General features: G+C 47.2%; 12 protein-coding genes. 7 read left to right on the top strand and 5 right to left on the bottom strand.

From position 1 onward, the window contains the following. The first annotated feature begins 25 nt into the window (after positions 1–25). On the top strand, positions 26–457 hold the full coding sequence (locus tag D0B88_RS01715) for a GNAT family N-acetyltransferase (protein WP_151054558.1): 432 nt from the start codon (positions 26–28) through the stop codon (positions 455–457). A 158-nt stretch (positions 458–615) separates the two neighbouring features. Here D0B88_RS01715 and D0B88_RS01710 read toward each other — a convergent pair whose 3' ends face one another. The 3 genes from D0B88_RS01710 to D0B88_RS01700 all read right to left on the bottom strand — a co-directional run bounded on the left by D0B88_RS01710 (position 616) and on the right by D0B88_RS01700 (position 5618). Beyond that, positions 616–1383, bottom strand: a complete 768-nt coding sequence (locus D0B88_RS01710) for a DNA/RNA non-specific endonuclease (RefSeq protein ID WP_151054556.1) — start codon at positions 1381–1383, stop codon at positions 616–618. 141 nt (positions 1384–1524) lie between these two features. Beyond that, a complete protein-coding gene (locus tag D0B88_RS01705; RefSeq protein WP_151054554.1) occupies positions 1525–4668 on the bottom strand; it encodes a TonB-dependent receptor in 3144 nt (1047 codons plus the stop codon). A gap of 92 nt (positions 4669–4760) precedes the next feature. Continuing rightward, positions 4761–5618: a S1/P1 nuclease gene (locus tag D0B88_RS01700; protein WP_191966491.1), complete on the bottom strand. Its 858-nt coding sequence runs from the start codon at positions 5616–5618 to the stop codon at positions 4761–4763. Positions 5619–6144: 526 nt separating this feature from the next. On the opposite strand from D0B88_RS01700, the gene D0B88_RS01695 reads away from it, so the two are divergent. From D0B88_RS01695 to D0B88_RS01670, 6 genes are all read left to right on the top strand, one after another. After that, positions 6145–7023, top strand: coding sequence for a PhnD/SsuA/transferrin family substrate-binding protein (locus D0B88_RS01695; RefSeq protein ID WP_151054550.1), 879 nt, complete (start codon positions 6145–6147; stop codon positions 7021–7023). Beyond that, positions 7023–8063 (top strand): hypothetical protein, encoded by a 1041-nt coding sequence (locus D0B88_RS01690; RefSeq protein ID WP_151054548.1) that lies wholly within the window; start codon positions 7023–7025, stop codon positions 8061–8063. The genes D0B88_RS01695 and D0B88_RS01690 overlap by 1 nt, the downstream gene beginning before the upstream one ends. Before the next feature lie 119 nt (positions 8064–8182). Then, positions 8183–9409 carry a TNT domain-containing protein gene (locus D0B88_RS01685; RefSeq protein ID WP_007639953.1) on the top strand — a complete coding sequence of 409 codons (1227 nt, stop codon included), beginning with the start codon at positions 8183–8185 and terminating at the stop codon, positions 9407–9409. Position 9410: 1 nt separating this feature from the next. Further along, entirely contained in the window at positions 9411–9770 is a 360-nt protein-coding gene (locus D0B88_RS01680; RefSeq protein ID WP_007639954.1) for a hypothetical protein, read from the top strand. 151 nt (positions 9771–9921) lie between these two features. Beyond that, positions 9922–10401, top strand: coding sequence for a hypothetical protein (locus tag D0B88_RS01675; protein WP_151054546.1), 480 nt, complete (start codon positions 9922–9924; stop codon positions 10399–10401). Positions 10402–10680: 279 nt separating this feature from the next. Next, positions 10681–10971 (top strand): immunity protein Tsi6 family protein, encoded by a 291-nt coding sequence (locus D0B88_RS01670; RefSeq protein WP_007639959.1) that lies wholly within the window; start codon positions 10681–10683, stop codon positions 10969–10971. A 127-nt stretch (positions 10972–11098) separates the two neighbouring features. On the opposite strand, the gene D0B88_RS01665 is transcribed toward D0B88_RS01670, so the two are convergent. Together D0B88_RS01665 and D0B88_RS01660 are read right to left on the bottom strand one after the other, a co-directional pair. After that, a complete protein-coding gene (locus D0B88_RS01665; protein ID WP_151054544.1) occupies positions 11099–11962 on the bottom strand; it encodes a 5'-nucleotidase, lipoprotein e(P4) family in 864 nt (287 codons plus the stop codon). Between the two features lie 22 nt (positions 11963–11984). Next, positions 11985–12770: a ribonuclease gene (locus D0B88_RS01660; RefSeq protein WP_191966490.1), complete on the bottom strand. Its 786-nt coding sequence runs from the start codon at positions 12768–12770 to the stop codon at positions 11985–11987. Between the last annotated feature and the right edge of the window lies 1 nt (position 12771).

Genomic DNA, 12771 nt, shown 5'->3' with positions numbered 1-12771 from the left:
TTATTTTTTGTTATTTGGATTTTTTATGGAAATACGCATTGGTTCATTTGATGAAATATTGGTTCTGCATAATGACATTACAGAGCTTTCACCTCTAACAGACACTGATTTTTTTACGGAGCGTATTGGAGATAAAAATTTCCTTTTGCTTGTTGCAGAAAATAAAAGTGTTTTGGTGGGGTACAAGTTGGGTTATTGGATTGATGAACAATGTTTTTATAGTTGGTTAGGGGGCGTTCATCCTAATTACCGAAAAAAAGGTATAGCGAAAAAATTATTACTTGAGCAAGAACGGCACGTTAGCGAAATGGGGGCAAAAGAAATTTCTGTTAAAAGCATGAATAAGTACAAAGCTATGTTGCTCCTGTTAATCACCCAGAATTATGCGATTACAGGCGTGCAGAGAAATGTAAAAGGGGATGATAAAATTCTTTTTACCAAAACATTGAATCAGTAACTGTTTGGTTCCTACCTTTTAATTAATGACTCAATCAACTCCCGTTGCGGGCTAGGTTAGAGTACAGTGGGGCAGGTGTAGTAGTCAGATAACAATAATAAAAAAAGAGCGGGCGAACCCGCTCAAGTGGAGCGCTCATGAAAACAACACTAACTCGGTTAGCAACCTAATTGGCTTTTTAATCCACCGTAACTCCGTTCAACGGGAGCTTGGATCGTGGTGGATAAACTGGGCATGACGTTAATGCCTGCGCGCATTTCTACTTCATCGATGGTGACTTCTTTATTGCAAAAATTATCCGCGCGCGCGGAGTCTTGTTCCATGATGAAGGCGGAGGCTTTTACTGTGCCGTTGATTACGGCGATGACAACTTTGTAATAGCCTGAGGGAATGATGTGCGATTCATCGGCGCCGGGCAGTGAGCCGAAATACCATTCGTAGAGTGGGCCGGTGACAACAAAAATCGGTTGCCCACTGCGTGCAATAACTCGCTCGGCATTTTCCAATCGCTCCCAGGGACCTTGATTTAATTCGGCGGCTTGCGGGGTGATGTTGGATAAATAATTGGTGGTTGCCCAATCGGCGGTGTTGCTAAACGCGGCGAGTGGGACTTGGTGGCCGCGATCAGTACCCAATACCGCGGCGGCATCCGTGTAGTCGGCGGGTTCGAGAGTATTGGCGGCGGTGATGCTGGGGTCGACGCGCCAAGTGCGGGTGCGTGAGGGGCCATCGATAGTAGCCGCTGTGACTTGATAGGCGGCCCAATCGGCAAACTTGGTGGTGGCGTTATTGCTGATGGTGTAAATCGAACGGGTGACGACTTGACCGGATTTTCCGGTGGGACAGCCGTAAATACAGTTGGCGGCTTGGGTGGTGGCAGCGCTGAGTGCGACGAGCGCGAGTAAACCAAGGGCGAGCTTTTTCATAACAGGTAACTCCTTAACAGTGGTGATTGATAAAGGTGGAACACGCGAAAAGCCCGGAATTGAGCGCGAGCTTGCCCAGACCCTTTTGCCGCTAGGCAAAAGGGCGGGAGCTGCGTTCGTTAACGGGAAGTTGAGCTGAGGTTAAAAGCTGTAGCGCACGCCCAGTTTCAGGCGCCACACCGAGGCTTCCGGAATGTATTCACTCCAGTTGTTGGTGTTGGTGCCGTTAAAGCGCACGTCGTATTGGTATTGGCCGGTAGTGGAATTCACGTCGTAGTCCCACAGGGTTTGTTGTGGGAATTCCATGCGACGGACTTCACCTTTGCTGCTGTCGATCAGGTTGAGCAGGTTTTCAATGGTGAAATAAATGGTGCCGGTGTGACCGTCAGCAAATCCGGGAATGTCCTGCTGCACACTCAAGTCCAGGTCAGTAACCCAGGGTTGGGTGGTGGAGTTTTTCGGCACATAACCGCCGGCATAACCCTCCAGTCCAGCGCCTTGGATAACCTCCAGCATGGCGGCGTATTTTTCTTCGTTGGTGGTGGCACCCGGCCAGTTACTGCCCTCCCAATCGATATTGGTGTCGTTCGGGCCGGTGGGAATGTAAGGCAGGTAGACATCGCTGTTTTGGAAGTCGCGCTGGTCGCCAAAGTCGTTGTCGTTAAAGGCGTCGAGTGTCCAACTCAGTGGGCGGCCAGAGCGGCGCTCAAACGCTACATTGATACGGGTTTCGTTATCGCCAAACCAGTTGGCGGCGTAGCCGAGGTTGAGTACAAAGCGGTGTTTGATTTCGTAGTTACTGGTGCCAACCAACTCCTCGTTGCGGTTCATGGTGACGTTGAAGTTGTAGTTGGATGAGGCGGTGGAGTTGGTGCCGGGGTTGACCTCGGTCACGTCCTGATGGGTATAGGCGGCAAACATATTCACGCCGTTATCCCAGTCTTTTTTCAGGTTTGTGGTCCAGATAATACTGCGGCCATCTTTTTTGGCATTGGTCAGCATCAGGTCGTAGTTGTTGGCCAGGTTGCCGCTGTAAATGCTCTGGTAAATGATGCGCTGGCCGTCGGCGGTGCGGCGTCTTTCGGTGCGCGAGGTATCTACCCAGAAGGAGGAGTCTTCCTTGTCGATGTAGTTGAATTCGGTGCTCCACAGGTAACCATCGCCCAAATAGGGAATGTTCAGCTCCTGATCCCAACCCAGTTGATAGCGCCAATCAGATTCCAGTTCATAGTCCGGGTCGACATAGGCGGTACTGCCAGTGCCGCTGACCAATGAGGCTTGCACTGAGTCGGGAATTTGGGTGAAGTCGACATTAGCGGGGTCGGTGATGGCCGCGTTGGTAGCGCTGCTCGGCGCGGCAACGTAGGTGAGGCCGTCGTTGGTGAAGGAGTTGGCGAGCCAGACGTTGGGTTTGCCACCGCTAAAGCGGCCGATGCCACCGCGCAGGGTCATGGTCTCATTCAAGTCCCAGTTGAAGTTGAAGCGCGGCAGGATGATGTCAAGCCCATCCAGGTTTTCGGTATTGCTGTAACCATAGGTGCTCACGAAGCGCGTATTTTCTTGCGGTACATCGTCTGAGGCGAGCTGCTCATAGCGCAGGCCAAAGGTGAGCAACAGCGAGGGAGTAACCGCCCAGCTGTCCTCGGCGTAAAGTGCATGGGTGGTGCGTTCTGCACTGTAGGCCAGGTCTTCGGCGTTATTGGTGTAGGCATTGCGATAGGCAAAGAAATTGGGTTTCTTCGCGGCAAAATCATCCAGGCTCGCGAATTCCCACACGCCGTCGGTGTATTGGCCGAACAGGTTGTAATAGGTCACGCTTTGGCCCTGGTAGCCAAAACGCAACTCGTGGTTGCCTAACAAATAGGTGCCGTCCAAATGCAGCTGCCAGGTTTGGGTATCGGCGATATTGGCGTGGCGCGAGCGGTCGGTACCAAACAGGATTTCATTGCTGCCGATATTGACGGTCACTTCACCCAGGTCCGAGTTTTTCAGCGAGTCAGTTGTCAGGTCTTTGTAGGACAGGCCGATGACCGTGCTGAAGGCATCGCTCCAGTCAGAAAACAGGTGTGAGCTGTAGGTGTCTGATTCGGTTTTGATGGTGAAGAAGTTGGAATTCAAGCGCAGCTGGTAATCCTGATCCGGGCTGTTGCGGTCGAGTTCGTTATCCTGCTTCTGGTAGCTGAAATCCAGGCGGTGTTCATCGCTCAGGTTGATGTCGAACTTGACCAACAGCTTGTCATCGCGCTCGCCCGCACCACCGGCTACTGAGTCGGTCAGGCCATAGGTATCGTTGAGGATCTGCAGGAACTGCTCGTATTGGGCGCTGGTGATTTCACTCTCGTTGGCGCCGGAACCATTCAGGCCGTAGAGCGCGGTGGTGTCCTGCTCGAAGGATTCGTAAGAGATAAAATAAAACGCTTTGTCCTCCACCAGTGGCCCGCCCACGCTGAACCCCATGGTAGTTTCTTCGCCCAGATCCAGGTCGCCGGTTTTCGGGTCGCCGGAAAGGCTGTCGTTGGTGCCTTCAGCAAATACTGAGCCCTGTAGCTCATTAGTACCCGATTTAGTCACCACGTTGACCAAACCGCCGGAGAAGCCGCCGACTTTGGCAGTGAAGGGCGCCGAATTCACGCTGATTTGGCTTACGGCATCCAGTGATACCGGTGGGCGCGCCGTGGGGTAACCACCGAAGTTCAAGCCAAAGTCGTCGTTCTGGCCGATACCATCCACAGTGATATTGTTGAAGCGCGGGTTGCTACCGGCAATGCTCAGCTGTCCGTCTTCTACCACCACCATCGGGTTGCTGCGGATGATGTCTTTAATATCGCGGCTGAAGGCGGGGGTCTTTTTAATATCGTCTTCACTGAATACCGAACTGGCGCCTTTGGTGCTGGAGTTGATGATGGTGCCCATCACCAGCACCTCTTCCAACTCGGCTATATCTGCCGCTTCCAGAGTTTGATCCAGACGCAGCACCTTGCCTAATTGCAGAAATAGATCGCGCATCTCGGCGTCGCGATAGGTATCGGAATCGATGGTGATTTTGTAGGGGCCGCCAATGCGCAGGCCTTTGAGCGAGTAGCTACCGGCGCTGTTGGTTTTCACTTCACTGCGCGTGCCGGAGGGTTCATGTATCACGATGATGCGGGTATCGGCGGCGGGTGAACCGTCCGGCGCGCTGATTTTACCGAGGATGGATGAGCTGGTGTCCTGTGCATGGGCATAACCGGAAATCCCGGCAGTCATCGCCATAAAGAGGGCGCTTCTTTTTAATAGCGGTTTCATAGTGTGTGTTCCCTAAACAAGAGTAATGGAGCGGTTAATAACAGTGCTCGCTACCGAGCTATGGTTGTGTGATCGGTTGTGTGGCCAAGGCGTTAGGGTTTTACCGCCAAGGCTGCAATGCCCGGTTTGGCTCTGGGGTCAAAAATGCTGTTGAGTAAACCAGCGAGGCGAATGCCCGCTTGCAGCAGTCGCTCTTCGGCAACCGGTAGTTGTTGATGGATGTAGCCGTAGCTGAATTCGGGCAGGGTGTTGGTTGCTGCGGGTGTGGCGCTTTGGTAGATGCTCTCGCTCAGCGCCATGGATTCTTTGAGCCAGTCAGCGGGGCTGCTGGTTAAATAGGTTTTGATGAGCTGTTTGTCCTGCGTATTAATAAAGGCGGCAAATTCGCTGAAACTCAGGTTTTGTGATTCCAGTAACTCGGTATCCCACAGCGAGTGCAGATTGGTCTGCTCGCCAAAAAACTTCACCTCTATCAAATTGCCGCCGCGATCTTCCGCGTGGCCGGTGTGCATGGGTTGATGAATATCGCCCACCAAATGCACCAGAAAGCGCAAGTAAAACTGGCGCTCGGCGAGTGGGGTGTTTTTATCTTTAAGCGCGGCGATGCAGCGCAAAATGCCGCCGTAGATATCTTTTACTTCTTCTTTGGTTTGCGGTGTGTGGTAGTGGCTTGCATCAAAATCTTTGGGGGCGGCCACATTAATGTAGTGCCAGCGGGTGGAATCTTTTTGCCAAAACTCGGCGGGGTCGGAGCGCATTTCATCGGCCCAGGTGCCCACTTCGGCCAGCAAGTCGCCACCCAATAATGGCAGCAGGGCTTGTTGGGTTTTTTTGGTCAGGTGCTCATTGGCTATCTGGCCAACTATTCGGTGGCCATTTTGTCCCCAGGCCAGTGCCTGCACACTGGTGGTCACCAACAGCAGGCCGCAAACAAATCGGGCGATCTTCATTACAAACTCCAGCAATTCAAACAAGGTCAATAACAGATGTGTTGGCCTATCATCCAAATTGCCGTGTGCGCGAGAAAGCATTTGTCGCAATTCAAAGTTACTGGTTAATAAATCTTTAACATCAATTAGTTATGGTGAATAAATAAGCTTATCCAAACCAATAAAGCAGGTTTATGTGAAGGTTTATCGGTTGCGGGTGCGCTGTTAGTGCGAGCTGGAGAGGAAAATTCGAGTTGGATAAGAGCGCGCAGTCGCGAGTTTTTTCGCTGACCGGTCGCCGCTTTGGTCTGCTTTGGTGCATGCAGTGGCTGAAGCGCACTATTGCAGTGGTCAATTAATACTTGTCTTTTCAGCCAGAGTTTTTTCTCTACGGAAAAAAGCAGAAAAACACGTGATTTAACATTGAACCAAGAGAAAAATCCCGCTATTTGCGACTAATAGACAAGTTTTATCAAACACACAGGCGTTTCTGTATTAAGGGTACGATTTTTGCAATTTTCTTTCAGGGGCTGATAAGAATACGCACATGAATGACTTAAAAATTTTTGCACCGCTAAGTTTGCCATTCACGCTATTTTTTATAGCGGTATTGGCTATGTGGCTGCTGGGCAAAAATAGTCAGGCACCGCTTAATTATCATTTGCCGAGTTTGATTGAAGACAGCTACACCTGCGCGGCGGGAAACAATCCCGCGGTAGAAAAATTAACGGTGTATATGAACACAGAAAGCGTTGCGCGCAATCTCGCCAATTTATTGTGCGGTGATCCGGTGGTGCAGCGGCAGTATCAACAGGTGCAAGCCTATTGGGGTACGGGCGATGTTTCCGATATCACTTTTATCGGCAAAGGCATCGGCGATTTAGTGAATACCAAAGACAATATTGTGCAGGCGTTTGATGCGGAAAATACCCACGGCTATAAACGTCTTGCCAGCTATTCACAGTATCAAGCCTATTTAATTGGTCGCCATGAAAAACCCTTATTAACCCGCGAGTATTTACTCGGTCGGCGCATAGGTTTATTGGATTATCCGTCCAGTCGCTCCGGGCATATTATTCCCATGCATTTATTTCGCGAGTTGGATTTACGCGAGGATCAAATATCCATTGTGTACAGCCACAATCACACCGGCCTGCGTGAATTACTCGCCAGCGGCAAGGTAGATATGATTGCCAGCTATTGGTCAGAAGAAGACGGCGAACAATTTTCAGAAAATTATATTCAAGCCATCGGCGACAGCGATATTCGCGGCAGCAGTTGGTATTTAAAAATGAATGGGCGCAATACGGATCTATTCTGCGCCCTGCAAACCACCTTGGGTAACCTCGCACAGCAACAACAGTCCACCTATTTTGGTGAACTCAGTTACGCGGAAGGTTGCCCACAGCCGCTGGTGAAACGTTAATGCAAAGTTTATATCTCAATGCCTTGGGTATGAAATTGCCGCGCTTTAAACGGCCGCAGCTGGGGGCATTAAAAAATACGCTCAGCTACGCCCATCTGTTGTTATTGGTAGGTAGTTTTGTTGCGCTGCAATTAGCTTATTTTTTTGGTTCCTCGCTGCAGCGCGAATTCAATCTGGAACGCAGTATCCTCGCGGTGGAAAATCGTGTGTCACTGGATCTGCCGCGGCTTTCGCTGCCCAATCCCGCGTTGAACATGGCCGGCAACCCGGCGCAAGTACACGCCTATTTAGAAAAACTAAATGCACTATTAGTCGCGCAGAATTTATCGGTGCGGGTCAGCAGCTTGCAGCAGTTTGATGCCCAGTTGCGCTTTGAGTCAGAGATGAACTTGTCGGGTCAGGCGTCGCATTCACACCGTTTTGTAGAGCGGCAGTTGCAACTGCCGGGGCAAGTGATCAGTTTAAAACTGGGCATTTGCGAACCCAGTCTGTGGCAAACTATTTCGGTATATCCCTTATTTTTCGCTTTGCTGCTGGTGTTTTTTTTATCGCCCTATTTGCAGCGTAAACCGCTAGCAATTGCTGCGACACTTGCGCCCGGCGCTAGCCAACATATCGCACTGGTATTGGATTTGGAAAATAAATGTATTGCACTGCGCGACACGGATTACAAAGTAGAGCTGGCCAATAAACCGCTGTGTTTTTATGCCGCATTGCTAAATTACTGTCAGCAAAACCCCCGTGTGCGCCTATGCCAACACGCAATTTTACCCGATGAATTACTGCACCTTGCCAATCAATATTTTATGCGGCTGGTAGCACTGGGGCACACCATTCGTAAGCGCCCGGATTTTGATACCAATCTGGAAAAAACCCTGAGCGAAATTCGTGCGGCATTGGATGAATTATTGATTGACTACCCTGAGGCCAAAGCCGCGTTTTATCCACCCAAGGCACTGGGCGAGGGTTCGCGTTCAAAAATGCATAATTTTGCTTTGGTGAAACTGGCTGCGGGTGATTGGGAAATTAAAGGGAAATAATGGAATTGACTATTTTCACAGTTTGAGGATAAGCCGCGCTTCGGTTATGGACATACTGAATAAAATCCTTACACTGCGTTTTCAATTTTCATCAAGATAATTACCACAGGGATGCCATAGTGATAAATCTCGTTATTAAAGACCAGAGCGGCCAGTCTTATGAGCTGACAGCCCGCACCAGGTCTCCTCGCACATCTTCAGCAAAACGCTACTCCAGTGATTCCTATTCAACCTTTCGTTTTGTTGCCAGGTTACCGGTCACACTGCAGCAGTGGATGCAAATTCTCAATCGCACCCATCATAGCGCTAATTTCCATAGCAGCCATCCGGGAGAGGTATATCAAGCGGTTGCCCAATGTATTTTGCGTGGCGACCTAGCGATCTATAAGTTACCTACATTGGCCGCAGCGGGTGCATTAAAGGGTAAAAATGGATTTGGCTTGTGTATCATTAAAGGCCCTAATCCGCACATTGCTACTGATCTAATACCCGAGGTGATTAACACTACGGATGCTGCTCAGCAATTATTCAATCAGTTGGGCATCAGTAGTCAGCTATTTTTAGCGTATTTAAACAGTGAAAACCTGTACAACACTAATCAAAAACAAAATCCTCTAGCCGACGCTTTGCACTTGTTCGCGACGGGTGAGTTACTTGCCTATAAAATTCCTTTGCCACCAAAAGCACCACCAGCAAAAGCAGCAGAATTCCTCCCTGCCACTGCAGCGGATAGGCCAGTGCCTTTGGCACCGGAGGGTACGCGGAATCCAGAGGAAATTGAAACGCCTACTCAGAATATGGTTAGTCCAACTGTTGAATCCAAAGAAAAAAATAGTGATGTGATATCGGATGAGGATGAAACAAAGAAAGCTACATACGATGAGTTTTGTAGTACGGTAGAAGAATTCGAAGTTAGAAATGCGCTATCTGAGCAAGCGTATGCGATGTACACTAAAGAACAATGGAATGAGTTAGAAGCATTATTTAACGATAACAATCTCAATGGCGGTTGGCCTCCCAATCGAGGTGCAATAAGTACGTCAGAGATAACTTTACAAATAGATACTCAGATTGATCGTTATGGCGGATTTATAGATAGGAATACTGGCCAGTTTCGTGATTTTGGTACCTTTGTTTCTTATAAAGGTGAGCCATTTGAAAACAGAGCGCTACCCCCGGATACTAAAAGTAAAACCATGAAGTCATATACGGTGGTTAAGCCCATTCCAAAAGTTAATGCAGGAAAAGCTATTCCTTGGTTTAATCAGGCTGGTCTTGGCACGCAATTAGAAACGCCGTTAACTATTGAAGATTTGGTGAGTAAGGGTTACTTAAAGGAAGTGTGATATGAAGTTTGAAAAATTAAATGAAAAAATTTATGACGGTGATAGCCTTGAGGCTAATGATATTGAAATGGTTTTTACTGCCGATGTTACATCAGTTAAGCTGAGTTTTCCGGATTTGTTTGACTTTTCAAAACTTGAGAAAATTATCTCTCATGATGAGTCATTAAATATACAGTCCGAATTAAATTTTGGTGTAATTGAATTTGACGGAGAGAAAATATTCAAGGGAAGAAAGAAAGGGTTAAGGTTGTATGGTCATATCTCAATAGAGGAAAGCGGGAAATATATTTTTATTTTTTCTTGTGGTGAATTTCAGCCAGCAAGATTCCAGATTTTTCTTGAAGGATATTTGAAAGTTTAAGTGCTATCTGAGGGTGGTCGAACGCAAATATATGTTGCATTTAGCTCGCCTGTAAAGTTGACTCAAAAATTAACCAATTGGCCTTATGTGTAAAATAGATTCAAAACTTAGAGAGAAATTACTGTTAAGAATGTTCTCTTCGGTTGATTATATGAATGCGTATTCAAAACATTTTATTGAGTTTATTAGTGCAGGAATACTGGCATTTGAGGCTTATGAAAAAATTCTTGAAAAACCGGTAAGTCATTCGGAGTACTTAAACGTGACTTCTGATATTCACTTATGGAAGTTAAAAGTAATCCCTAACTTTTTGAATATGAAAAATAATATGAAGACTTCAATTGCTGAAGCAAAACAGGGGGATTATTCAGGTATTAGTGCTGCAGCTGGAAATTTTCGTGGTTTGAGTAAAGATATGGATGGTATTAGAGAGTCATTTATGGATTTTATTGATCCTGCTCTTAAGGAAAGGTATTTTTCCGAGTGGAAAATAACAAGTACTATGAGTGATAATCTTTATAAGACATTGGAGCGGCTTTGGCGATCAGGATCAATACTTAAAGAAAGCATTACCGGTCCGATTGATGATATGGCTCTACTTAAATTCTTGCAGGATGGGGAAACTATATAAATCAATAGGAGGCCCGAAGGTAATTGACTGTCGGGCCTGTTATCAGTTTTAGAAACTGATTCAGCTAATTAGTCTAGGTCTTCTGAGGTATCCATTTTACTAAAATATCCTCACCGACTTCCCCTGCTCTGGTCACCAAAATCGCACGTTTTTTGCATTATGTTACTCATGAAGTTTTTCCACTAATATTTGAATATTTACATGTGTAATAGACTGGTATTCAGTTGTTAATGAATGATGAAAAAAATATTTTTAGTATAAATATGAAGTGGATATGAAATGAATCTTTTGAATGTTGAAAGAGCAGCGCTTCAAGCTATAGATAAATTTACTAATCAAAAGATCATAAATACAAATGATCCTTCTATTCAATCAATATTGGCTCAGCTTAACTTTATTGCCAGTTGTGCCAAACAAGGAAAAAATCCTCGTAGCTCGCTCCCAGAAGGAAAATCATTCACTTACGGAATAATTTCTTCAAGAGAGTTTGCATCTCCCGACGAACTGGAATTAAAAAAATATTTGATTGAGGTAGATAAAGAGCTTTACCCCGAAGCCTATAAATCATAGCCAACTGCTTCATTCGATTCATTTTTGGGATTTTTATCATTTCAGAGTTAAGCCACAGAAGCATACCTAATCTCTTCATATTTATATGAAGAGATTTTTTGATTTAGTTGTTAGATTTTTAATAATCTTAAAACCCCTGTAATTTTTTAAATTTCAACCCAGTGACTTCATTAACCGGCGTAGTGTAATCGTGATTAAACAGTGCGGCTTCCCAGGAACCGTAAACCGGGTTGGGAATTAAAAACCATTTGCTGCCCCAAGCTGCCGCACTATTTTTTGCCAGTTCTACGCGGGTTTCGGCGGTGCCTTTTGCGCCTGAAACAAAATCGCCAAAGTCATCGCCCACCAGCGCAATAATTCTAAAATCCTGACTGACGTAATGACGGCGTGCGCCCTTATCGGATGAGCTCCAGCGATTTTCATTGCGGGTGAGCACTACATCAATGTCATCGCGCAGGGGCAAATTTTGTTGCCGCAGGTTTGTGCGCGTATCCTCTTCCTGACTTGCATCGCGATTGGTGACATAAAAAATAGTAATTCCCTTGGCACTGGCATAATCCAAAAATGCTTTAGCACCCGGCAGTGGTTCAGCGGCAGCAAGTTTGGTCCATTTGTCCCATGCTTCTTGCGTGAACGGGGCGTTGTCTTTAATTAACTGCGCTTGAAAGGGCAGGTTGTCCAATACAGTTTCGTCAATATCCAAAATAATCGCGGGCGGTAATTTACTGTAGTCACCGCTTTGTTCTTGTGCGGCGCTCCAGTATTTGTCTGCCAAGGCTTTATCCACCATGCTGGTGGCTTGGGTGTATGCACTTTGGGTGAGCGCATAATATTCAGCGGAGGTTTGCATCCACAGGACGGCGTTTAATCGTTCATAAGTGGGTTGCGCTTGCGCACTATTACCGGGTTCCATGGAGCTGCACGCGCTCAAGCAACAGGCACTGGTTAATAAGCTGGTTTTAAACAAGGTTTTTAATGAGTTAGTAAACATAAAAGTCTCGTGATCTGGTTGTTCAATTGCGCCGTGGGCAGCTGATTAATTCAAAGTTTGTGTTGTAGCAGATATACATTTCACTGCCGCGATACAACAGACGTTTGTTGGCAAGCGGCGGGTTGTTTTGTTTCATCCAGCGATCGAGTTGCTTGTGGCTCATGTTGCGTGGTGGGTAGCGCAATGCGGTAAACAGCTGTTGGGATTTTTCAAAATAAGCGGTGGCAGAGTTGAAATCACAGGCGCCGTGTTTTTCCCACTCCGCTTGTAGCAGTGCAGCGCTCGGCGACATACATAAATAGGGTTCAATGTCGGCGTAGGGCAGTGCTGGTAAATCGCCAGCACAAAAGCGCGGGTGTTTTTTTATTTCTTTTAAATCCGTACAACGCCCCAGACTTTTTCCATCGCAGGAGGAAGCCCAAACGCCGTGTAATACCCAGCCAAAATTCTGCTTGGAAAAACATTGGAACTCATTATCCCGCTGTAATTTTTCCAATTTGCTGGGGTCGGTTTCGGTAGCGAGATTGATGTTAATACGCTTGCAGTAATCTTCTGACCAGTTCACCGCCATTTTGTAATAGTCAGTGCTGGCGTCGGGGTTGGGGCCGAAGCTATCGGTCGCCATGTCAAAGTCGTAATCGGTGGCGGCGTGATCCGGTAATTTACAGCTTTGCGCCTGCAAGGTTTGGCTAATGCTGAGCAGGCCGATAAAGATCAGCAGCAAACAGATCAATAATAAAAAACGTGAAAAAAAATAGTTGCTGTGTTTGTGGTTGTGGCTGTGAGAGAGCTGCGGGCGCGGCGCCATC

This window comes from Cellvibrio sp. KY-YJ-3 (assembly GCF_008806955.1).
GTDB lineage: Bacteria > Pseudomonadota > Gammaproteobacteria > Pseudomonadales > Cellvibrionaceae > Cellvibrio.
Note: the sequence above shows the minus strand (reverse complement) of the source record. Positions and strands in the feature narration are given on the sequence as shown.